Genomic DNA, 21,709 nt, shown 5'->3' with positions numbered 1-21,709 from the left:
CGGCGGTCACGCATAAGGGGGTCAATGATCGGGCGAAAGATCGCGCGTTCTGCCACATTCCCCGCGAACCTGGGGTGAAATGTCGGGGTGCCGCAGACAGTGCAGATCACCTCCCCGCACCGGGTCGAGGTCATCGACCAGCCCACCGCGAAGCTCGGCCCCGGCCACCTCCGCGTCCGCACCAGCTACTCCGGGATATCCGCCGGCACCGAGCTGACCGCCTACCGCGGGACCAACCCGTACCTGAACAGGTCGTGGGATCCCGACCTGCGGCTGTTCGTCGACCGGAGCAGCGGCGTCAGCTACCCGCTGGCCGGGCTGGGCTACTCGGAGGTCGGCGAGGTCGTCGAGGTCGCGCCGGACGTCGCCGACGACCCGGGCCTGCCGGCGGTCGGCACGCAGGTGTGGGGCATCTGGGGGCACCGCGGCGAGGCCGTCCTGCCCGCCGAGAAGCTGCGCGGCTGCACGGTCCCGGACACCCTCGACCCGGTCGCGGCGACCTTCGCCCGGGTGGGCGCGGTCGCGCTCAACGCGGTCCTCGCCGCGGACGTGCACCTCGGCGAGACCGTCGCGGTGTTCGGCCAGGGCGTGCTCGGCCTGCTCACCACCCGCCTCGTGCGGCTCTCCGGCGGCACGGTGGTGGCGGTCGACGCGGTGCCCGGCCGCCTCGAGAAGGCCCTGGAGTACGGCGCCGGCGCCGTGGTCGACGCCCGCGCGGGCACGGTGGGCCCGCAGATCCGGCAGCTCACCGAGGGCCGGGGCGCCGACGTGGCGATCGAGATCAGCGGCTCCTACCCGGCGCTGCACGAGGCGATCCGCGCGGTCGCGGTCAACGGGCGGGTGGTCGCCGCCGGCTTCTACCAGGGCGACGGCGTCGGGCTGCGGCTCGGCGACGAGTTCCACCACAACCGGGTACGGCTGATCTGCTCGCAGATCGGCGGGGTGCCGCCGGACGTCGCCGGCCGGTGGGACCAGACCCGGCTCAACCAGACGTTCCTGCGGCTGGCCGTCGACCGCCAGATCGACCCGGCCGGGCTCGTCACCCACGTCATTCCGGTGGAGGAGGCGGCGGCCGCGTACCGCATGCTCGACCACCGTCCCCACGAGGCCCTCCAGGTGGTGTTGAAGTTCCCGTGATCAGGATTTCCTGCCAGGAGCAGTTGCTGCCCGGCCAGACGCTGCAGGAGAAGTTCGAGTTCGCCCGGGAGGCCGGTTACGACGCCATCGAGCTGCGCGGCCGCGGCGGCTTCGCGTTCCGCGACCGGCTGCCCGAGCTGCGCCGCGCCGCCCGCGACGGGGTGCCGATGCCGTCGGTGTGCGTGGACATGGCGCACTTCCTCGGCGCCTTCGACGCCGGCCTGCGCCGCGACGCCGTCGACCAGCTCAAGTCCCAGCTGTCGGTGATCGCCGAGGTGGGCGGCCCCGGCGCGGTGGCCTGCACCCCGGCCTCGTACGGGATGTTCTCCCGCCGGCTGCCCCCGTTCGAGCCGCCGCGCAGCGAGGAGCAGGACCGTGCGGTGCTGCTCGACGGCCTCGCCGAGCTGGGTGAGCATGCCGCCCGCGAGGGCGCGACGCTGGTCCTGGAGCCGCTCAACCGCTACGAGGACCACATGGTCAACCGGCTGGAGCAGGCGGTGGAGCTGGTCGCTCGGGTCGGCCTGCCGTCGGTGCGGGTGCTGGCCGACACCTACCACATGAACATCGAGGAGGACGAGCCCACCTCGGCCCTGGTCGGCGCCGCGGCGTGGCTGGGCCACGTGCAGGTCAGCGACTCCAACCGGTTCCAGCCCGGCGCCGGGCACCTGGACTGGGCGGCGCTGCTGAGCACCCTGGACGCGGTGGGCTACGACGGCTACCTGGCGCTGGAATGCCGGCTGCGCGGCGAACCGGCCGCGGCTGTGGCGGCCGTGCCCGGTTTCCTGCGCCGCCACGACCTGACCGTCCTGGCATGACCGCCCGCACCGGGACGCGCCCGTCGGCACCGGGCACCGTCCTGACCGGACGGGACGGTGAACTGGACCGGGCGGCGCGGCGGGCACTGGCCGGCAACTGGCGGTTGTGCGCCACCGTGCCGGCCGCCGGGCTCTATCCGCACCAGTGGAGCTGGGACTCGGCCTTCATCGCGATCGGCCTGCGCCACCTGTCCCCGGTCCGGGCCCAGCGCGAGCTGGAGTCGCTGTTCGGCGCGCAGTGGCGGGACGGGCGGGTGCCGCACATCGTCTTCGACCCGCACGTGCCCGCCGACGCCTACTTCCCCGGCCCCGCGTTCTGGCAGTCCGCGACGGCGCCCGGCGCGCCGGGCGTGCCGACCTCCGGCATCGTCCAGCCGCCGGCGCACGCCCTCGCCGCCTGGGCCACCTTCCGCGCCGATCCGGAGGCGGCCCGCGCCCGCGGCTTCCTGCCCCGGATCTACCCGCGGCTGGTCGCGTGGCACCGCTACCTCACCACCCGGCGGGACCTGACCGGCAGCGGCCTGATGGCGATCGGGCACCCGTGGGAGTCCGGCATGGACAACAGCCCGGCCTGGGACCTGCCGCTGTCCCGGGTCACGCCGGTGCCGATCGGCGAGTTCGCCCGGCGCGACCTGAACCACGCCGCGGCAGCCGAACGGCCGACCGACGAGGACTACGGGCGCTACGTCCGGCTGGCCCGGGACTACCGGGACTCCGGCTACGCCGATGCGCTGCGGGTGCACGGGTTCGCGGTCGAGGACCCGATGTGCAACGCGCTGCTGGCGGCCGGCGAGGAGGCGCTGGCGGCGATGGCGGCGGAACTCGGCCAGGACCCGCGGCCCCACCTGGCCGCGGCCGAGCGGGTCACCGAGGCGCTGATGTCCACCCTGTACGACCCGGAGGCGGGCATCTTCTTCCCGCGGGACGCGCACACCGGCGCGCTCATCCGGTCGTACTCCGTCGGCGGTCTCCTGCCGCTGATCGTGCCGGGCCTGCCGGTCGCCGCCGCGCTGGTCAGCACGGCGCTGGGTGAGCGGTTCCGGCTGCGTGAGGCGTGCCCGCTGCCGTCGTACGACCTGACCGCCGCCGACCACGACGCGAGCCGCTACTGGCGCGGGCCGGGCTGGGTGAACACCAGCTGGCTGTTCTGGCACGGGCTGCGGCTGCACGGCGAGACCACGCTCGCCGACGACCTGCGCGGCCGCCTGCTGGAGCGGGTGCGCACCGCGGGCTTCCGGGAGTACCTCGACCCGCTGACCGGCGCCGGGCACGGCACCGACGGGTTCAGCTGGACCGCCGCGCTGACCCTCGACCTGCTCCGGGCGGCGTGAGCGGGCACTCGACGGTCGCGGGCACCACCTGCCTGCTCACCGTCACCGCCGGCGCCGACCTCACCGGCTCCACTATGGACGGCTTTTTCGTGGACGACTGCCGGCACCTGTCGCGGCTGGTGCTGCACGTGTCCGGGCTGCCGCTGCGGGTGCTGAGCAGCGGCGCCGGCTCGACGACGTGCACGCCGGACACCGGCCGCCACGACGATCCGCCGTACCTGCTGGTCCGCCGCCGGCGGGTGGAGCCGGGGCGCCTGGTCGAGTCGCTGGAGCTGACCAGCTTCGTCGCCGACGCGCAGACCCTGGAGGTGGGCTATCGGGTGGCGGCCGACTTCGCCGACCAGTTCGAGCTGCGCTCGGCGCGGGCCTTCGACAAGTCCGACGCGGTCCGGCATGCCGAGATGGGCGCGGACGAGCTGGTCTTCTCGTACGCCCGGCGCGGGTTCGCCCGCACCACGACCATCCGCCCCTCGCCGGGCGCCCGGCTGACCACCAACGGCCCCCAGTGGCGGGTGGCGCTGCCGCCGCGGGGCACGGTGACCCTGGAGATCACGGTGTCCGCCGCGCCGCCGGTCGACGCGGCACGCCGTTCCCCGGTGGTGCGCGACGACCTGGCTCAGTGCGTACGGCAGGGGCTCGCCGACCTGGACGCCCTGCGGATGCCGGCGCCCGGCGTGCCGGGGTCGGTGGTGCCGGCCGCCGGCGCGCCCTGGTTCCTCACGGTCTTCGGCCGCGACAGCCTGCTCACCTCGCTGTTCGCCCTGTCCCACCGGCCGGAGCTGGCCGCCGGCACGCTGCGGGTGCTGGCCGCCACCCAGGGCCGCACGGTGGACGACTCCCGGGTGGAGCAGCCGGGCAAGGTGCTGCACGAGCTGCGCCGCGGCGAGCTCGCCAGCACCGGCGAGGTGCCGTACGCCCGCTACTACGGCTCGGTCGACGCGACGCCGCTGTTCCTCATGCTGCTCGCCGCCCACCACGAGCTGACCGGCGACGACGTGCTCGCCAAGGAGCTGGAGGGTGCGGCCCGGGCGGCGGCCGGCTGGATGGCCGGGCCGGGCGGGCTGGCGACCGGCTACCTGCGCTACCGCACCGACCTGCCGGGCCTGGTGCACCACTGCTGGAAGGACTCCGCCGACTCGATCGTCTTCCGGGACGGCACCCGGGCCGCGGGCCCGATCGCGGTCGCCGAGGCCCAGGGGTACGCCTACCGCGCGCTCCTGGGCACCGCGCGGCTCGCCACCCGGGTGTGGGACGACCCGGCGTGGGCGGCGGAACTCACCGCGGCGGCGGCCGGCCTGCGCGAGCGGTTCGCCGCCGACTTCCGGCTGCCGGACGGCTTCGTGGCGCTGGCCCTCGACGGTACGGGCACCGCGGTCGACGCGGCGGCCTCGAACGCGGGACACCTGCTGTGGTGCGGGCTGCTCGACGACGACTGGGCGGCCACGGTGGCGGACCGGCTGGCCGGCGAGGACTTCTTCTCCGGCTGGGGCGTGCGGACGCTGGCCGCGGGACAGGCCCCGTACCACCCGCTGTCGTACCACCGCGGCGGGGTGTGGCCGCACGACACGGCGATCGCGGTGGCCGGGCTGGCCGCCGCCGGGCGCCCGGCCGAGGCGGCGCGGATCGCCGACGGGCTGCTCGCCGCGGCGTCCTTCGGCGCCGGCCGGCTGCCCGAGGTGATGACCGGCCTGGCCCGCGAGCCGGGCAGCGGCCCGGTGCCCTACCCGCACTCCTGTTCCCCGCAGGCGTGGGCGGCCGCCGCTCCCCTGCTGCTGACGGCGGTCACAGGTGGTGGCTGAGCTCAGGGGCCGGGCGGGGCCGGCGGCGCGAATCGTCGCGTTCGCGGCGGTACAGCCAGCACTACCGGCACCGGGTAGTTGGCGGGATCGATCGCGGCCACCGCGGTAAATAGCGTTTCCGCCATGACGACGACGAAGAAATTCCGGAACCTGACGGTCGCTCTCGGCGCCGCCGCGGTGCTCGCCGTTGGTGGCGGTGTCGCCGACGCGGCCGTGCCGCAGGGTGCGGCCTCCGCCGGCCGGCAGCCGACCGGCTGGCAGGGCGTGACCCGCGAGGCGGTCCAGATCGACTTCGGCGCGGGCTGGGTCACCCAGGGCGAGCTCACCTATCCGAGCCGGGCCAAGGGCCGGCTGCCGGTGGTCGTGCTGCTGCACGGCAGCGGGCACAACGACATGAACCAGACCCTGCCCGAGGGCAAGGGGTCGACGTTCGTCCCGCTCGCCCAGGCCGCCGCCCGCGAGGGCTTCGCGACGCTGCGCTTCAACAAGCGCGGCGTGACCGGCATCGGCCCGGTGGAGAGCACCGACCCGGCGCAGCTGGCCCCGGAGCGGCCGTACGACCGGATCCAGCGGGACGTGGCCGCGGCGATCCGGTTCGCGGCGGCGGCGCCGCGGGTCGACCCGTCGAGGATCTTCCTGCTCGGGCACAGCGAGGGCACCAACGTGGCCGCCAACCTCGCCGCCGACCCGAAGAAGTACGGCATCCCGAAGCCGGCCGGCGTGATCGAGATGGGCGTCGTCGGCCTGGACGTCAAGCAGCTGCTGACCCTGCAGATCTACGGCCGGCTGCTGCTCCAGCTGCACGACGAGTTCGACGTGGACGCGGACGGGCAGCTGACCGCGACCGAGGCGGTCAACGGCCTGACCGGCCAGCCCGAGGAGCTCGCCGAGCAGTTCCGGACGGTCCTGCTGGACGGCGGCAAGCTGCGGGCCGGCACCGACACCGACCACGACGGCCGGGTGGCGATCGACGCCGAGGCCGGCCCGGTGCTGCGCGAGTCCACCGGCATCGACGCCTACCCGCACGTGCCGGGCCTGGACCAGCCGGTGGTCGACTACCTGACCGACATCGCCCGCTTCCCGACGGTGTCCGAGGCCCTGCCCCGGTTCGCCGGCCCGACGTTGCTGCTCAACGGCGAGAACGACCTGCAGACCCCGGCCCGCGCCGCGCTGGTCGCCGACGCCGCGGTCGCCGCGGCCGGCAACAAGGACCACAAGATCGTCATCTACCCGGGCATGGCGCACACCATGAACATCACCCCGAAGTTCACCCCGGAGTTCGGCGAGCCGGACCGGCAGGTCGTCACCGAGATCCAGCGCTGGCTCCGGGCCCACCGCTGACGCTGACCGGCAACGAGGGGTGGCCGCCGACCCGGCGGCCACCCCGACGGCCCCTGCCCGCGGGTCACTGCGCGGGGTCACCGACGTAGTCGCACCAGTCGAAGTGGACGGTGCCCGCGGCGGCGTACAGCCCGATCACCCGGCCGGTGAAGCCGCCGGGGGTGAGCGTGACGGCGTCCGCGGCCGGTGAGGAACCCGCGGCTGAGCTGGTCCTGGTCGCGGGTCCACAGCGAGTACTCCGGCCGCAGCGCGGTGACCGGGACTCAGCGGCAGCCTCCCCGCAGATCTTGATGAGCTAAAACGTTCCAGCCATCGCACACCGCCTGAGATGAACCTCGCCACACACTCCACGGCCAATCCCGCATACCGGACGAACCTGGCAACGGGCTGGATCACCGGGGGGCCGTGATCCAGAAATGGCGGAAATCGGCGACCAGCTCCGCGAGCACACCCATGGTGTCCTCGATCGGGGTGGTCGGTGCCCAGCCGCCGCAGGGAACCCTCGACCGCGGCGCGGACGTTGGCCGGGCTGCTGTCCGGGCGACGGTCAGCTTGCCGAGGGCTGCGGTCTGCGCGGTGTCTCCGTTCAGGCTTCGGGGATCGCGCGGCCGAACGCCTCGAGGGTGACGGCGTCCGGCTCGGGGCCGCCGCGCTTGCCGGTGTCCAGGGCGTCGATCGCGGCGAGCTGCTCGGCGGTGAGGGCGAAGTCGGTCACCGCGAGATTCTCCGCGATCCGCGCCGGGTTCGTCGACTTCGGAATCGCCGAGCGGCCCTGCTGCAGGTGCCAGCGCAGCATGACCTGCGCCGGGGTCCTGCCGTACGCCCGGGCGATCTCCCCGATCACCGGGTCCTGCAGCGTGCTGGTGTGCCCGCTGTCGCGGTAGAAGGTGATGCCGCCGATCGGCGACCACGCCTGGGTCAGGATGCCGTGCTCGGCGCCGAAGTCCTGGACCTCGCGCTGGGCGAAGTACGGGTGCACCTCGATCTGGTTGACCGCGGGCACGACCGTGGCCCGGTCCAGCAGCGCGGTGAGGTGGTCGACCATGAAGTTGCTGACCCCGATGGCGCGGACCTTGCCGTCGGCCAGCAGCCTCTCCAGCGCCCGGTAGGCCTCCCGGGTCCTGGCGAAGTCCGACGGCAGAGCCTGGTGCAGGAGCAGCAGGTCGATCTGCTCGACCCCGAGCTTGGCGGCGCTCTTGTCGAAGCCGTGCAGCGTCTGGTCGTAGCCGTAGTCGCTGATCCAGATCTTCGTCTCCAGGAACACGTCGAGCCCGGACTTGGCGACGGCCTCGCCGACCTCACGTTCGTTGCCGTACGCGGCGGCGGTGTCGATGTGCCGGTAGCCGGCGTCCAGCGCGGCCTCGACGGCGGTGCGGGTCTCCTCCGGCGGGGTCTGGAAGACACCGAAGCCGAGGGCGGGCATCTCGACACCGTTGTTCAGCGTCAGGTGCGGGATGGTGGGCATGATGCGTTCCCTTCGTGTGCCGTGGCGTCCGGCGACCATGTTCCCAGCCAACACCCTGGGCCGCCCGGGAGGGAGACCTCAGGCAAAGGGGTACCGGCAGTGACCCCCTCAGCCCGGTCGCCGGGCTGCGCCGCGGACCCCCTCGGGCGACGGCCCGCAGCTGCTCGCCGCCTGGGCCGCGACGTCGCGGAGCGCGGGCCGGGAGTGACGCGAGGTCATCCGCCGACCGGCGTGGGCGCCGGCGCCGTCCAGGTCACGCTCAGGCCGGCGTCGGCGCGGTGGTCGACGATCACCGTGGACCCGTCGGCGCGTCGGTGACCTTCTCGCCGAGGTGCTTGGCAGCGTCGTCGGCGAGCTTGCGGGCCAGCTGGCCGACGAGCCGCTCGCCGGCGTCGGTGAACGCGACCACCGACGGCGTCGTCCGTGCACCCTCGGCGTTGGCGATCACCTGCGGCTGACCGCCCTCGTAGACCGCGATCACGGAGTTGGTGGTGCCGAGGTCGATACCTACGGCGCGTCCCATGGTCAGCCTCCTTCAGTTGCGGGGAATCGCCGAAGCTCTTTCCTTCCACTGATAGAACTTGAGTCCCCCACTGTCAACTCTTACGTGGTGACACAAGTCACAACGGCGGCCGTCCACGCAAAGCGTCGAGCTGCGCGCGCAACGACGCGATCTCCGCCTCCAGGGCCAGGATCCGGCGACTGCCGGCCAGGTTCACACCCTGCCGCGACAGGTCGGCGACCCGGCGGATGACGGCCAGGTCATTGGTGCTGTACCGGCGCATCCCGCCCTCGCTGCGCGCCGGGGTGAGCAGTCCCGCACGCTCGTAACCGCGCAGCGCGGGTGCGCCGACGCCGGTCAGCTCGGTGACCACGGAGATCGGGTAGAGGCCCTCCGCCGGCCCACCCAGAACATTCGCGCCTGCCCCGAAACGGGGACTTGACAAAGACATGATTTCGTTGTATCGGTTGAGGTAAGTTGAGTCAAGGGCACTCAATAACTGATGCAGTGAAGGAACACCGAGGAGGAGAGGACCATGTTGATGCGTACTGACCCCTTCCGGGAGATCGACCGCATGTTCGAGCAGTTCGCCGGCACCACGAGCCGGCCGGCGGTGATGCACATCGACGCCGAACGCGACGGCGACTGGTTCAACGTCTACTTCGACCTGCCCGGCGTCGACCCCGACTCGATCGACCTGACAGTCGAGCGCAACGTGCTCCAGGTCCGGGCGCAGCGGCACCGCCAGACCAAGGAGGGCGTGGAGAGCGTGATCGCCGAACGGCCGATGGGCGTGTTCAGCCGCCAGCTGTTCCTCGGCGACACCCTCGACACCGAAGCGCTCCAGGCCACGTACGACAACGGCGTGCTGACGCTGCGCATCCCGGTGTCCGAGCAGGCCAAGCCCCGCAAGATCAGCGTGGGCGCCGGCAGCAGCGGCAGCCGGCAGATCAAGAGCTGACCGGCACAGTCCGGTTCCCGTGCGCCGGCTTGTTCCTGGTCACCTCCGAAGCGACCCGGCGCTCCCACCCGGAGCGCCGGGCCGTGACCCGATATCGCAGCGAGGGAGACACTCCGATGTCCGACCGCAACGCCACCGCGCTGGAGCCGCTGCGCGAACTCGCGCAGCTGCATCAGCGCATGAGCGAGCTGATGAGCACCGCGCTCGGCGGGGACCTGCGCCCCGCGACGGTGCACGGCTGGACGCCGCTGGCCGACGTCACCGAGACCGACGACGCCTACCTGGTCGAGATCGAGGTGCCCGGCGTGCACCGCAAGGACCTGACCGTCGAGGTGGCCGGCGGTGAGCTGCGGGTCAGCGGCGAGATCGTCGAGAAGGAGAAGGTCGGCTGGCTGCGCCACCGCACCCGCCGGGCCGGCCGGTTCGCCTTCCGCACCACCCTGCTCGGCGACATCAGCAGCGAGCACATCAGCGCCGATCTGGCCGACGGCGTGCTGACCGTGCGGGCGCCCAAGACCGAGGCCGCCAAGCCGCGCCGGATCACCGTCAACACCGGCTGACCCCGTTCCCGCCGGCGGGTCGGCGCTCGCGGGCGGCTCGCCCGCCCAGCTCGACCATCGACCCCGGTGCCGCGCGCTCCTCACCTTCTCCGGCCGATGTTGCCCGCCGCCGGTCAGATGCTCCACAGGGCGGCGGTCGCGTCGGCGCCGCCGGTGGCCAGGAACTGCCCGTCCGGGCTGATCGCGACCGCCGGCACGGCGCCGGGCCGGGCGAACGTGGCAGTCGGCCGGGGGTGTGCCGGGTCGGTGACCTCCCAGAACAGGGCGGTGCCGTCCGCGCCGCCGCTGACCATCGACCGCCCGTCCGGGCCGAACGCGACAGCCCGGACCGTTCCCCGGTGGCCGGTGAGCGTCGTCGGGTCTGCCCGCGCCGTCCGTTGCCGGCTCCGGGTCCGGCCGCGATACCCGGTGCGGTCGACGAGGGACGCCGTCCTGGCCGGACGGGCCGGGTCGGTGAGGTCCCACAACAGCACGGCGCTCTGCTGCGACGACCCGTACGGGGTGGAGTTCTGGGAGTAGCCGGCGACGGCCAGCAGCCGGCCGGCCGGGCCGAACGCCAGCGAGGTGGCCGCCGCCATGGTGGACGCCGATTTCGGAAACATCCGGCAGCGGGCGACCTGCGCCGCACGCGCCGGCTCCGTGACGTCGAAGACGACGAGGTCGGGCCCGCCGTCAACGACCAGCAGCCGCCCGTCCGGGCTGAACGTCACGGCGTTGACGGGCGTCAGGGACAGCCGCCGGTGAGTGCGCAGGCGGCCGGCCGGTGCCGGCCGCGCCGGGTCGGTCACGTCCCAGAGGACGACGATGTCCATGCTCCCGACCGCCAGCAGGCGCCCGTCCGGGCTGAAGCAGACCGCGTGACCCGCCATCCTGGACCGGCCCGGCTCGGGCAGGATCGCGATCGGCGCCGGCTGCGCCGGGTCGGTGAGGTCCCACATCCCCACCGTCTCACCGCCGACGGCCAGCAGCCGGCCGCGCAGGCCGAGGCCGACCTCCGGGCCGGCTCGGCGGCGCCACCGCCGACGCGCGGCGGGCACGGCGACCGAGGCGACGGGCACCGGGCGCGCCGGGTCCGCGATCTCCCACAGGATGGCCGTCCCGTCCCGAGCGCCGGTGACGAGCAGCCCGCCGGCGGGGCTGAACACGAGCGCCGTGACGGCGGCTGCGTGTCCGGTGAGGACGGTGTGCGGCTCCCGTACCGGAAGTGGCTGCCCGATCCCGGGCGGGTCGGCGCCCGACACCGGCAGGCCCGGCGGCAGCGCCGCCGCGGCCGCCTCCTCGGCGGCGACTTCCCGGAACGACCAGAAGAGCACGGCGGCAAGGCCGAGCAGGCATCCGGCCAGCACCCACCACCGGTCGCCGCGCCACAGCAGCAGGCACAGCAGGGCCACCATGGTCGTCACCTGGACCGCGGTGCTCCACCTGCTGCGCACGCGGATCATTCTGCTCCGGTCGCCGCGGCGGAGATAGGGCCGGAGACTCAGGCGATCGAGCGCGCGGGCGAGAAGGCTGAGCCGATGCAGACCAACACGCGTATCGCCATCGGCACCCTTGTCGCCGCGGTGACCTGCGTCTTCGTCACGGCGGCGCTGTGCATCTTCGCCTTGACGCTGTCGGGCGGCGGCGGTCCCGATCCGTCCGGCTGGGGCGTCCTGGCTGTCATGTTCTCCATCGTCCCCGCGGGGCTGGCCGCCGTCCTGTTCCTCGTCTCCTTGGTCTACTTCGTCCGGTCCGGCCGTCGTCCGCGACGCTGACCGGGCGGCCGGGCGCCCCGGCAGCCGGTACGCCGGCAGCCGGAGCACCCGCCCGTGCCTACGACAGCGTGATCGCGTCCAGCTCGGCGTAGCCGGTGCCGCCGGCGAAGTTCGGGGCTCCCTTCGCCAGCCGGATCATGTTCCAGCCGGCGTTCAGGTTCACCGGCACGGTCACCGAGGCGCCGAACGCGCCCCACGCCCCGGTGGCCGGATAGCTCACCGTCGAGAAGGCCCCGCCGTTGTACGCCAGCCCGTGCGTCGCCGTCGCGCCGGTGCCGTTGGCGTAGCCGATGGCCATCGTGTAAGCCCGCGTCTGCGGCACGTTGACGAGGAAGTCCACGAACGACTGGCCGCGGGAGGTGGCCGTGCCGTCGATCTGCCCGACGTAGCCGCCGTTGGAGGCCGACGACGAGGAGAACCGGTTGGCGTTCACGACCGTGGCGTTCTCCGCCTCGTAGCGCTGCTGCCAGGTGGCGACCCCGCTGGTCGGGGTGATCAGCAGCTGGTAGGCGGCCAGCGCGTCCATGCCGGTGACCGGCACGCTGATGCTGCCGTTGCTCACGGTGTAGGTGGCCGTCGAGACGGTGGTCGGCGCGGCCTGGTTGGTGAAGCGGCCGGTCGTGCCGGTCCGCGACAGCGTCACCCGGACCTGCGAGCCGAGAGCGCCCAGGCCGTTGACCCGGACGGTGTTGTTGCCGCTGTCGCCGCCGAGCACCACGTTGACGATCCGGCGGGTGCTGTCGTAGGAGGCGACCCCCTCCAGCCACGAGCCGGGCACGGTCTGCACGATGTTGCCGGCCTGGTCGCCGTACCACTTGTACGCCCAGTAGGAGGCGGTCGGGGCGTTGTTGTACAGCAGGCCGTTCAGGGTGCCGGCCTCGTACCAGTAGGCGCGCTCGGCCGAGCGGATGCCGTGCCGCTCGAAGACCGCCATGTAGTGCACCGCGACGCTGGGGATGTCCACCTGCGACGGTGACGCGTACTCGTTGATGGAGATCGGCCGCGGGCTGATGCCCAGCGACTGCTCGATCGCCCGGTAGTCGCTGACGTGCGCGGCGACGTTCAGGTAGCTGTCGTTGTCCAGCTCGTGCCAGACGATGACGTCGGGCAGCGTGCCGGTGTCGCGGGCGTTGGTCAGGAACGAGACCATCCAGCTGTGGTTGTAGATCGAGTGGCTGGGCCCGACGATCGGGGTGATCGTGTCCAGCGTGCGGATCAGCCGGTGGGTGCGGGTCCAGCCGGCGTTGAACGTGCCGGCCGCCGAGGTGTTCCAGGTCCAGTCGGGCTCGTTCCACAGCTCGTAGCCGTCGATGTTGGTGCCGGCGGTGGCGTTGACCCGGGCCTGCACCATGGTGCGGACCTTCGCCTCCCAGTCCGCCCAGCTCACCCAGCGGTACGGGAAGTTCGGGTAGATGTCGGGCAGCCGGAAGAACTGCTGGGCGCCTACGCCGGTCACCTTGCCGGCGATCTGCAGGCCGTCGCAGCAGGGGGTGGTCGCGCCGTTGCCGAGCTGCTGGCCGCCGGGGGGCGGCTGGGTGAGGTGGTTCAGCCGCAGCGGGTACATCTGCGCCGGCGGGGGCTTGGTGCCGGTGTCCACGGCGTACAGGCCGCCGGCCGCCACGTGCGTGACCGGGCGTACCGCGGTGCCGACGTTGACGGTGAGGGTGTTGCCGGCGGCCCGGGCCGGGCTCGGGAGCGCGCCGGCGGCGACGAGGGTGAGGACGGTCAGGATCGCCGCGGACGCGGCGGTTCTTCGGTTTCGCATAGCGACACCTCTGTGGGAGCGGGGGTGGAGGACGGACTTACGCCTCCCGTGCGGCCAGCGGGATCCAGACGCGCATGGCGCCCGGGGTCCGGTTGGCCCACAGGAAGTAGGGGACGGCGGTGACGGTGGTCGCGGTCGTCGGCGGCGTCACCGGGGTGTCGTGCAGGTCCCGGTACAGCGGCGCCGGGGTCGCGCCGCGGAGGCGTACCGGCACCCGTACGGTGGCCGGGGCGAGGTCGCCGGGCGTCCGGGTCACCGTCAGCGGCGCGGCCGGGTCGAGCTCCAGGTCCTCCAGCACGGCGCCGGCGAACGGGCCGCCGGTGGGCAGGTCCGCCTGCTCCAGGCAGTACACGACCGGGCCGCGCACGACGGCGGCGGTGCCACGGACGGCGTCGACCCGCGGATGGGCCGCCACCAGCCGCGCGGGCATCGGCAGCTCCAGCTCGACCCGGTCGCCGGGCTGCCAGGCGCGGTGGATGCGCAGGTAGCCCTCCTGCTCGGCGGCGTGCCCGGGGGCGCCGTTGACCGTGAGCCGGGCGGCGGTGCACCAGCGGGGCACGCGCAGCGCCAGCGTCCACGGCGCCGCCTCGCTGTCCATGATGGACACAGAGATCCGGGCGTCCCACGGGTAGTCGGTGTCCACCCGCAGCGTACGGCCGCCGGCGGTGACGGTGCCGCTGCCGTACAGGTGCAGTTGCAGTCCGGTGTGGTCGCCGGTGGCCGCGTAGCTGTGCAGCGACGCCATCAGCCGGGCCAGGTTGGGCGGGCAGCAGGCGCAGGAGTACCAGCCGAGCCGTTGCGCCGGGGCGTCCTCGTGGGACCCGTCGTGGCCGGTGCGCAGGTGCAGCGGGTTGGAGTAGAAGAAGGCGGTGCCGCCGAGCGCGGTGCTGCCGGCGATGCCGTTGTGCAGCACCCGCTCCATCTCGTCGGCGTAGCCCACCTTGCCGGTGGCCAGCAGCAGGCGCCAGGCCAGCTGGAAGCCGGCGATCGCGGCGCAGGTCTCGGCGTACGCGCGGTCCGGCGGCAGCTCGTACGGGTCGCCGAACGCCTCGTCGCGGTGCCGGGAGCCCTGCCCGCCGGTGAGGTAGGTGCGGCTGTCCAGGGCCGAGTCCCACAGCCGCTCGGCGGCGGCCAGCAGGTCGGTGTCGCCGGTCTCCACAGCCACGTCCACGGCACCGGCCAGCAGGTAGAGCTGGCGCACCACGTGCCCGGCGACCTCGGTGGCCTGCCGCAGGGGCTCGTGGTCCTGCAGGTAGCGGGGCCCGAAACGGCCCTCGCCGAGCACCCCGTGGCCCCGGTTCGCCACGAACCGGGCGGCCAGCTCCAGGTACGGCCGGTGCCCGGTGACCCGGTACAGCTCGGCGAGCGCGGTCTCGACCTCCGGGTGGCCGTCCACTTCGGGCGACTGCCCGTACCGCTGGACCAGCAGGTCGGCGAACCGGCGCGCGACCGTCAGCACCTGCTGGGCGGCGGGGTGTTCCGGCGCGCTGCGCGCCGCGGCGACCGCCGCCTGGAGCAGGTGGCCGGCGGTGTACATCTCGTGGCTGAGGTGCAGCTCGGTCCACTGCTTGTCGCGGTGGTCGGTCTGGTAGTAGGAGTCCAGGTAGCCGTCCGGGTCCTGGGCCTTCTCCAGCAGCGCGGCCGCGTCGGCCAGGAACGGCGCCGCCGTGCCGGAGCGGCCCAGTTCCCAGAACGCCGCCTCCAGGGTCTTGTGCACGTCGGTGTCGGCGAACCACATGCCGGCGAACGCACCCTCGGCGTCGCCGGTGACCCGGCGCAGGTTGGCCAGGTTGCCGTGCGCCTCGAGCTGCGCGACGCAGTGCGGCAGGGTCGCGCCGGCGTTGCGCTCCTGCCAGCCGCCGAGCAACCCGTCCGGCGCGAGCCGCACCGCGCTGGCGGGCAGCGGCCGGAGCACGCCGAGCGCCTGCGCGGAGGGGACGACAGGGCCGTGGAGAAGTGTCATGCGCGTCCTCAGTCCTTGACGGCGCCGGCGGTCACGCCGGCGGCCACGTAACGCTGGGCGATGATGAGCAGCAGCGTTGCCGGGATGGAGGCGATCACGGCGGTGGCCATGATGGCGTTCCACTGCTGGTTGTTGTTGCCGATGTAGTGGTAGATGCCGAGCGTGATGGGCTGGTGGTCGGCGCCGCCGGCGAGCGTGGTGGCGAAGACGAAGTCCGACCAGGCCCACAGGAACGCGAACAGCGAGACGGTGACCAGCGCGTTGCGGGAGACCGGCAGGATCACCGACCGGAACGTGCGCCACCGGGAGGCGCCGTCGATCAGCGCCGCGTGGATCAGCTCGTCGGGCACGCCGGACATGAACGCCGTGAAGATCAGCACGCCGAACGGCACGGCGATGGTCGAGTCCGCCAGGATCAGCCCGGGGACCGTGTTGAGCACGCCGGCCCGCAGGTAGATGGCGTAGAAACCCATCGCCATGATGATCCCGGGGATCATCTGGGCGATCAGCAGCACGAAGCTGAGCGCTCCCCCGCCCCTCGGGCGCAGCTTGGCCAGCGAGTAGCCGGCCGGCGCGGAGATCACCAAGGTGAGCAGCACGGTGCCCAGGCCGACGATCAGGCTGGTGCCCAGGTACGGCAGCTGCTGGTCGAACACCGCCCGGTAGCCCTCCAGGGTCCCGTTGACCGGGAACAGGTGCGGCGGGTCGGCGCGCATGTCGGTGTCCCGGGTGAAGGACACGTTGATCATCCAGTAGATCGGGAAGAGCATGATCGCGGTCAGGATCAGCCCGATGCCGGTCTTGACGCGCCGCCTCACGACGGCCGCCGCTGCTGGAACCGGATGTAGAGCAGCCCGAAGAAGAGCGCCATGATGATCAGCAGGTTGCCGACCGCCGCACCGGGCCCGAACTCGGGCAGCAGATTGCCGAAGCTCAGCCGGTACGACCAGGTGGCGAACGTGGTGGAGGAGTCCGTCGGCCCGCCCTTCGTCATGATCCAAATGATGTCGAAGACCTTGAGCGTGTAGACCAGCCCGAGCAGCAGCGTGATCGCCGAGACCGGCCGCAGCAGCGGGAACGTGACGCGCCAGAACCGCTGCCAGTTCGTCGCCCCGTCCAGCGCCGCGGCCTCGTACACCTCGGCCGGGATGGCCTGCAACCCGCTGTAGAGCACGACCAGGTTGAACGGGATGCCGATCCAGATGTTCGCGATGATCACGCTGGTCAGCGCCCAGTCCGGCGAGGTGAGCCAGTTGACCGGGTCCACGCCGGCGATCCCGAGCGCCCAGTTGACGATGCCGGAGTCGCTGTTGAGCATCCACGACCAGGTCGACGCGCTCACGATCAACGGCAACAGCCACGGTACGAGGAACAGCGCCCGCAGCGTGGCCGACAACCGGAAGTTCTGGGCGAAGAAGACGGCCAGCGCCAGCCCGATGGCGAACTGGAAGGCGATGGAGACGAAGGTGAACACCATCGTGTGCCACAGCGCCGGCCCGAACGTGGGGTCGGCGAAGATGGTCCGGTAGTTGTCGAGCCCGCTGAACGGCGCGTCGCCCCGCACGAACGAGCGGACCGTGTAGTGGCGCAGGCTCAGGTCCAGGTTGCGGTAGAGCGGGTAGGCGTAGAACGCCGCCAGGTAGACCACGATCGGCGCGAGGAAGGCCCAGGCCGTCCACTGGCCCCGGTTGCCGCGCCGGCCCCGCGCCCCCGCACCCACCTCGGCGGGAGCGGAAACGCGGGTCACCGTGTCCGGTGCCGTCGTCACTTGGTGGCGGCGGCGGCCGTGGCCTGTGCCGTCTTGAGAGCCTCCTGCGGCGCCGCCGAGCCGCTGAGCGCGGCCTGGAACGCGGTCCACAGCGGCTGGGAGATCTTCGGGTACTTGGTGCCGAGGTCGTCGCTGGTGCGGCCCTTGGCGGCCTGGACCGCGTCGACCCAGACCTTCAGCTCCGGGTTCTCGGCGACCTGCTTGCGCTGCACCGCCTCGGTGGCGGCGATGTAGGACAGCGTGGTGTCCGTGGTGAGCGCGTTGTCGGCGCTGGTCAGGCAGGTGATCAGCTTCTGGCTGGTGGCGTACCGGGCGGTCTTGGTCTGCACCGGGGCGGTGACGAACTCGCCGCCGGTCGGCGCCGGGGCGGTGCCGCCCGCCGACGACGGGATCGCGATGATGCCGTACTCGAAGCCGGTCTTCTTGGCGTTCGCGAGCTGCCAGGTGCCGTTCTCGCCGAACGCGAAGTCGCCGGCGGCGAACTCCTGCCAGCTGGTGGTCTGGGTGTTGTTGAGCACCGAGTTCGGCGCGTACCCCCGCTTGAGCCAGTCGGTCCACAGCGACAGCGCGGAGACCGCCTGCGGCGAGTCGAGCTGGGTCAGGCTCGCGCCGGAGCCCCAGAACCAGGGCAGGAACTGGAACGAGCCCTCCTCGGTGCCGATCGCGGAGAACGTGATGCCCTTCTTGCCGGCGGCCTTCACCTTCGCCAGCGCCGCGGTCAGCCCGGCCCAGTCCTTGATCGCGGCGGGGTCGACCTTCGCCGCGTCCAGGATCTTCTTGTTGTAGTAGAGCGCCAGGGTGTTCGCACCGATCGGCACGCCGTAGGTCTTGCCGCCGAGCTGCCCGGCGGCCAGCAGGTTCGGCGAGACCGCCGCGGTGTCCACCTTGACCTCGTCGGTGGCGGTCAGCACGCCGGCGTCGGCCAGGGTGGAGACCACCGGGTTGTCCACGATCAGCACGTCCGGCGAGTTGTCCTGCTGGGCGGCGAGCAGGGCCTTGTTCGTCAGGTCGGTGGTGTCGTAGCCGGTGCGCTCGACCGCCACGCCGGCGTCCGTGCCGCACTTGGTCAGCAGCTTCACCCAGTCCGAGCCGGTGTCGAACTGCGGGTACGGGTCCCAGATCCGATAGGCACCGCCGGCGTCCGCGGCGTCGCCGGCGGCGTCGTCGGACGATGAGCAGCCGACGACCAGGCCGGCCGCGAGGGCGAGCGCTGCGGCGGCGCCGAGCCGGCGTCGTACGGAGTCAGAAATCATGGTGTCCCTCAGTCATGGCGGAAACAAGGAAAACGATTGCCTAGAAGCTAGAGAGACGCTTGCTGGCATGTCAAGAGCGCGTTACGGTCGCATGACGAGGAAATGCAACGCCGGTCAGGAAACTCTGGAGGAAACACTGAGCACCGTCGAACGCGCCGTCACCATCAGCCAGGTCGCGGCCCTCGCAGGCGTCTCCACCGGCACCGCCTCCAAGGCGCTCAACGGCCGCGGCGCGCTCCGCCCGGAGACCCGGGTGCGCGTGCGGGAGGCCGCCGAGCAGCTGGGTTTCGTGGCCAACGCCGCCGCCCGCAGCCTGCAGACCGGCCGCACCTACACGGTCGGCATGATCACCACGGACACCATCGGCCGGTTCAGCATCCCGCTGCTCATCGGCGCCGAGGACGCCCTGGGCGCCGGGCAGATGTCGGTCTTCCTCTGCGACGCCCGCGACGACCCGATCCGCGAGCAGTACTACCTGCGTACGCTGCTCAGCCGCAAGGTCGACGGGATCATAGTGACCGGGCGGCGCACCCAGTCCCGCGCGCCGATCGGCACCGGCCTGCCGGTCCCGGTGGTGTACGCGTTCATCAGCTCGGCCGACCCGCGGGACTGCTCGGTGGTCCCCGACGAGGCCGACGGCGCCCGCCGCGCCGTGCGGCACCTGCTGGACACCGGCCGGCGCCGCATCGCCCACGTCACCGGCCCGGACCACCACCACTCGGCCACCGTGCGCGCCGCCGCCGCGACCGACACCCTGGCCGCCGAGGGCCTGCGCCTGGCCGCGCCCACCCTGTACGGCGAGTGGAGCGAGGCCTGGGGCCGGCAGGCCGCCGGCATCCTGCTGTCCGCCGGCACCCCGATCGACGCGGTCTTCTGCGGCAGCGACCAGATCGCCCGCGGGCTGGCCGAGGCGCTGCGCGAGGCCGGCCGCGCCATCGGTGGCGACGTCGCCCTCGTCGGCTTCGACAACTGGGACGTCATGGTCGACGGCTGCCGGCCGGCGCTGACCAGCATCGACATGGATCTGGAGGGAATCGGCCGGACGGCCGCCGAGCTGCTGCTCGGCGCCATCAACGGCGAGCCGGTGCACGGCCGGCGCACCCGGCCCTGCCGCCTGGTGCCCCGCGACTCCACCGCCGTGCGTGGCGGCTGACGCCCTGGCGGAGAATTCCCGGGCGGGCGATGTCGAGAACCCGGCCGCGGTTCCGTCCCCGGCGCCGACCCGGTCACAATGGGCCGTACCGCATCAAGGAGACCACCATGGCCAAGTACCTGCTGCTCAAGCACTACCGGGGCGCACCGGCGCCGATCAACGACGTGCCGATGGACAAGTGGACGCCGGAGGAGATCGCGGCGCACATGCAGTACATGCGGGACTTCGCCGCCCGGCTGGAGGACACCGGCGAGTTCGTGGACAGCCAGGCGCTGTCGCCGGAGGGCACGTTCGTCCGCTTCGACGGCACGGGCCGCCCGCCGGTGACCGACGGCCCGTTCGCCGAGACCAAGGATCTGATCGCCGGCTGGATGGCGATCGACGTGGAGAGCTACGAGCGGGCGCTGGAGCTGGCCGCCGAGCTGTCCGCGGCGCCGGGCGCGGGTGGCGAGCCGATCCACGAATGGCTCGAGCTGCGCCCGTTCCTGACCGAGCCCCCGACCATCACGGAGTGACGGCATGGCGGACGAGGCTCGGCTGCGGGACCTGACCCCCGCCGTGCTCGGGATCCTCGTCCGCCGCGGCGCCGACTTCGCCGGCGCCGAGGACGCCGTGCAGGACGCCCTGGTCGAGGCGGTCCGCCGGTGGCCGGACGATCCGCCGCGCGACCCCAAGGCCTGGCTGGTCGCCGTGGCCTGGCACAAGTTCCTCGACGCCGCCCGCGCCGAGGCCTCCCGGCGGCGGCGCGAGGTGCTCGTCGAGCTCGAGCCGCCGCCGGGCCCGGGCCGGGAGGTCGACGACACGCTGCAGCTGTACTTCCTGTGCGCGCACCCGTCGCTGACCCCGGCCTCGGCGGTCGCGCTGACGCTGCGCGCGGTCGGCGGGCTGACCACCCGGCAGATCGCCCGGGCCTACCTGGTGCCGGAGGCGACCATGGCGCAGCGGATCAGCCGGGCCAAGCGGACCGTCTCGGGCGTCCGGTTCGGCCGGCCCGGTGACCTCGGCACCGTGCTGCGCGTGCTCTACCTGGTCTTCAACGAGGGCTACTCCGGCGACGTCGACCTGGCCGGCGAGGCGATCCGGCTCACCCGCCGGCTGGCGGCCGGCACCCGGGACGAGGAGGTGGCGGGCCTGCTCGCGCTCATGCTGCTGCACCACGCCCGGCGCCCGGCCCGCACCGGCCCGGACGGCCGGCTCGTGCCGCTGGCCGAGCAGGACCGCAGCCGGTGGGACACCGGCCTGATCACCGAGGGCGTCGCGGTGCTCCAGGCCGCCCTCGCCCGCGACCGGCTGGGCGAGTTCCAGGCCCAGGCGGCCGTCGCCGCGCTGCACGCGGACGCCCGGACGGCCGAGGAGACCGACTGGGTGCAGATCGTCGAGTGGTACGACGAACTGGTGCGCCTCACCGGCAGCCCGGTGGCCCGCCTCAACCGCGCCGTGGCGGTGGGCGAGGCCGACGGTCCGCGCGCCGGCCTGGCCGCCCTGGCGGAGCTGGACCCCACCCTGCCGCGCTACCCCGCCGTCGCGGCATACCTGCACGAACGCGACGGCGACCCGGTGGCCGCGGCCCGGCTCTACGCCGAAGCCGCCCGCTCGGCGCCCAGCCTGCCCGAACGCGACCACCTCACCCGGCAGGCAGCCCGGCTCAACACCCGGCTGCGCGGGTGAACGGCACCCGGCCGCTCACTGCTCGCGCATCTTCCCCCAGCCGTGCCAGCGCTCGATCGCGACCTGGGCGCTCACCCGCGGGCTCTCCCGGTTCGGATAGGGGTTGCCGGTGTAGTGCCGGGACAGCCGGTCGATGTCCCGCAGCCCCTCGTCGTCAGCGATGGAGTCGACGCGGCCCTGCAGGCTGACGTGGGTGTACCAGTTGTCCTCGGCGAGCACGGTCAGCGAGATCCGCGGGTCCCGGCGCATGTGCTTGAGCCGGGCCCGGGTCGCGTCGAGCCCCAGCAGCACGCGGCCGTCGTCCTCGAGCAGATACCAGGTGGCCACGGTCACCGGGCGGCCGTCCGCGGCCAGGGTTGCCATGACCGCGGGGTTGGGCCGCCGGAGCAGCTCGAGGACGTGGTCGGGCATGGGCGTGGTCGGCATCCGATCAGCCTAGATCCTCCCCCGCCCCGGCGCCGGGCCGGTGCCGAT

Annotated in this window: 20 protein-coding genes and 1 pseudogene; 11 read left to right on the top strand and 10 right to left on the bottom strand. The window is 73.0% G+C overall.

Annotated elements, in window-relative coordinates:
- The first annotated feature begins 87 nt into the window (after window positions 1-87).
- From ACIBQZ_RS14080 to ACIBQZ_RS14060, 5 genes are all read left to right on the top strand, one after another.
- Window positions 88-1,137: a zinc-binding alcohol dehydrogenase gene (locus ACIBQZ_RS14080; RefSeq protein ID WP_396088976.1), complete on the top strand. Its 1,050-nt coding sequence runs from the start codon at window positions 88-90 to the stop codon at window positions 1,135-1,137.
- On the top strand, window positions 1,134-1,952 hold the full coding sequence (locus ACIBQZ_RS14075) for a TIM barrel protein (RefSeq protein ID WP_396088975.1): 819 nt from the start codon (window positions 1,134-1,136) through the stop codon (window positions 1,950-1,952). Before ACIBQZ_RS14080 ends, ACIBQZ_RS14075 begins: the two co-directional genes overlap by 4 nt.
- Window positions 1,949-3,283 (top strand): MGH1-like glycoside hydrolase domain-containing protein, encoded by a 1,335-nt coding sequence (locus ACIBQZ_RS14070; RefSeq protein ID WP_396088974.1) that lies wholly within the window; start codon window positions 1,949-1,951, stop codon window positions 3,281-3,283. Before ACIBQZ_RS14075 ends, ACIBQZ_RS14070 begins: the two co-directional genes overlap by 4 nt.
- Window positions 3,280-5,082: a glycogen debranching N-terminal domain-containing protein gene (locus tag ACIBQZ_RS14065; RefSeq protein WP_396088973.1), complete on the top strand. Its 1,803-nt coding sequence runs from the start codon at window positions 3,280-3,282 to the stop codon at window positions 5,080-5,082. The genes ACIBQZ_RS14070 and ACIBQZ_RS14065 overlap by 4 nt, the downstream gene beginning before the upstream one ends.
- A 123-nt stretch (window positions 5,083-5,205) precedes the next feature.
- Window positions 5,206-6,423: an alpha/beta fold hydrolase gene (locus tag ACIBQZ_RS14060; protein WP_396088972.1), complete on the top strand. Its 1,218-nt coding sequence runs from the start codon at window positions 5,206-5,208 to the stop codon at window positions 6,421-6,423.
- 586 nt (window positions 6,424-7,009) lie between these two features.
- On the opposite strand, the gene ACIBQZ_RS14055 is transcribed toward ACIBQZ_RS14060, so the two are convergent.
- From ACIBQZ_RS14055 to ACIBQZ_RS14045, 3 genes and pseudogenes are all read right to left on the bottom strand, one after another.
- Window positions 7,010-7,888 (bottom strand): aldo/keto reductase, encoded by an 879-nt coding sequence (locus ACIBQZ_RS14055; protein ID WP_396088971.1) that lies wholly within the window; start codon window positions 7,886-7,888, stop codon window positions 7,010-7,012.
- 349 nt (window positions 7,889-8,237) lie between these two features.
- Window positions 8,238-8,411: pseudogene (locus ACIBQZ_RS14050) on the bottom strand (Hsp70 family protein); the annotation flags it as partial.
- Between the two features lie 97 nt (window positions 8,412-8,508).
- Entirely contained in the window at window positions 8,509-8,841 is a 333-nt protein-coding gene (locus tag ACIBQZ_RS14045) for a MerR family transcriptional regulator (protein ID WP_396088970.1), read from the bottom strand.
- A gap of 84 nt (window positions 8,842-8,925) precedes the next feature.
- Here ACIBQZ_RS14045 and ACIBQZ_RS14040 point away from each other — a divergent pair, with 84 nt between their 5' ends.
- Together ACIBQZ_RS14040 and ACIBQZ_RS14035 are read left to right on the top strand one after the other, a co-directional pair.
- The gene (locus ACIBQZ_RS14040; RefSeq protein ID WP_396088969.1) at window positions 8,926-9,351 is read left to right on the top strand and encodes an Hsp20/alpha crystallin family protein; all 426 of its coding nucleotides are present in this window, start codon (window positions 8,926-8,928) and stop codon (window positions 9,349-9,351) included.
- A gap of 116 nt (window positions 9,352-9,467) precedes the next feature.
- Complete coding sequence (locus ACIBQZ_RS14035; protein ID WP_396088968.1) at window positions 9,468-9,911, top strand: Hsp20/alpha crystallin family protein; 444 nt, start codon at window positions 9,468-9,470, stop codon at window positions 9,909-9,911.
- 113 nt (window positions 9,912-10,024) lie between these two features.
- Here the strand turns inward: ACIBQZ_RS14035 and ACIBQZ_RS14030 are convergent, their stop codons facing one another.
- Complete coding sequence (locus ACIBQZ_RS14030; protein WP_396088967.1) at window positions 10,025-11,344, bottom strand: WD40 repeat domain-containing protein; 1,320 nt, start codon at window positions 11,342-11,344, stop codon at window positions 10,025-10,027.
- Window positions 11,345-11,428: 84 nt separating this feature from the next.
- Between ACIBQZ_RS14030 and ACIBQZ_RS14025 the strand changes: the two genes are divergently transcribed.
- Complete coding sequence (locus ACIBQZ_RS14025) at window positions 11,429-11,665, top strand: hypothetical protein (RefSeq protein WP_396088966.1); 237 nt, start codon at window positions 11,429-11,431, stop codon at window positions 11,663-11,665.
- A gap of 58 nt (window positions 11,666-11,723) precedes the next feature.
- Here ACIBQZ_RS14025 and ACIBQZ_RS14020 read toward each other — a convergent pair whose 3' ends face one another.
- From ACIBQZ_RS14020 to ACIBQZ_RS14000, 5 genes are read right to left on the bottom strand one after another with little or no spacing between them, the layout of a single operon-like run.
- Window positions 11,724-13,430: a hypothetical protein gene (locus ACIBQZ_RS14020; RefSeq protein ID WP_396088965.1), complete on the bottom strand. Its 1,707-nt coding sequence runs from the start codon at window positions 13,428-13,430 to the stop codon at window positions 11,724-11,726.
- A 37-nt stretch (window positions 13,431-13,467) separates the two neighbouring features.
- Window positions 13,468-15,393, bottom strand: coding sequence for a glycoside hydrolase family 127 protein (locus ACIBQZ_RS14015; RefSeq protein WP_396088964.1), 1,926 nt, complete (start codon window positions 15,391-15,393; stop codon window positions 13,468-13,470).
- An 8-nt stretch (window positions 15,394-15,401) separates the two neighbouring features.
- On the bottom strand, window positions 15,402-16,211 hold the full coding sequence (locus tag ACIBQZ_RS14010; protein ID WP_396088963.1) for a carbohydrate ABC transporter permease: 810 nt from the start codon (window positions 16,209-16,211) through the stop codon (window positions 15,402-15,404).
- Window positions 16,208-17,140 (bottom strand): carbohydrate ABC transporter permease, encoded by a 933-nt coding sequence (locus ACIBQZ_RS14005; protein WP_396088962.1) that lies wholly within the window; start codon window positions 17,138-17,140, stop codon window positions 16,208-16,210. Before ACIBQZ_RS14005 ends, ACIBQZ_RS14010 begins: the two co-directional genes overlap by 4 nt.
- 17 nt (window positions 17,141-17,157) lie before the next feature.
- Window positions 17,158-18,414, bottom strand: a complete 1,257-nt coding sequence (locus ACIBQZ_RS14000; RefSeq protein WP_396088961.1) for an extracellular solute-binding protein — start codon at window positions 18,412-18,414, stop codon at window positions 17,158-17,160.
- 91 nt (window positions 18,415-18,505) lie between these two features.
- Between ACIBQZ_RS14000 and ACIBQZ_RS13995 the strand changes: the two genes are divergently transcribed.
- The 3 genes from ACIBQZ_RS13995 to ACIBQZ_RS13985 all read left to right on the top strand — a co-directional run bounded on the left by ACIBQZ_RS13995 (window position 18,506) and on the right by ACIBQZ_RS13985 (window position 21,235).
- A complete protein-coding gene (locus ACIBQZ_RS13995) occupies window positions 18,506-19,567 on the top strand; it encodes a LacI family DNA-binding transcriptional regulator (RefSeq protein ID WP_396088960.1) in 1,062 nt (353 codons plus the stop codon).
- A 107-nt stretch (window positions 19,568-19,674) separates the two neighbouring features.
- Complete coding sequence (locus tag ACIBQZ_RS13990; protein WP_396088959.1) at window positions 19,675-20,082, top strand: YciI family protein; 408 nt, start codon at window positions 19,675-19,677, stop codon at window positions 20,080-20,082.
- A gap of 4 nt (window positions 20,083-20,086) precedes the next feature.
- Window positions 20,087-21,235 (top strand): RNA polymerase sigma factor, encoded by a 1,149-nt coding sequence (locus tag ACIBQZ_RS13985; protein WP_396088958.1) that lies wholly within the window; start codon window positions 20,087-20,089, stop codon window positions 21,233-21,235.
- 15 nt (window positions 21,236-21,250) lie between these two features.
- Here ACIBQZ_RS13985 and ACIBQZ_RS13980 read toward each other — a convergent pair whose 3' ends face one another.
- Entirely contained in the window at window positions 21,251-21,661 is a 411-nt protein-coding gene (locus ACIBQZ_RS13980; RefSeq protein WP_396088957.1) for a PPOX class F420-dependent oxidoreductase, read from the bottom strand.
- Window positions 21,662-21,709 lie beyond the last annotated feature (48 nt).

Origin of the sequence: Actinoplanes sp. NPDC049599, assembly GCF_044465625.1 — a bacterium.
GTDB lineage: Bacteria > Actinomycetota > Actinomycetes > Mycobacteriales > Micromonosporaceae > Actinoplanes.
This window is presented reverse-complemented; position numbering and strand designations above follow the sequence as displayed.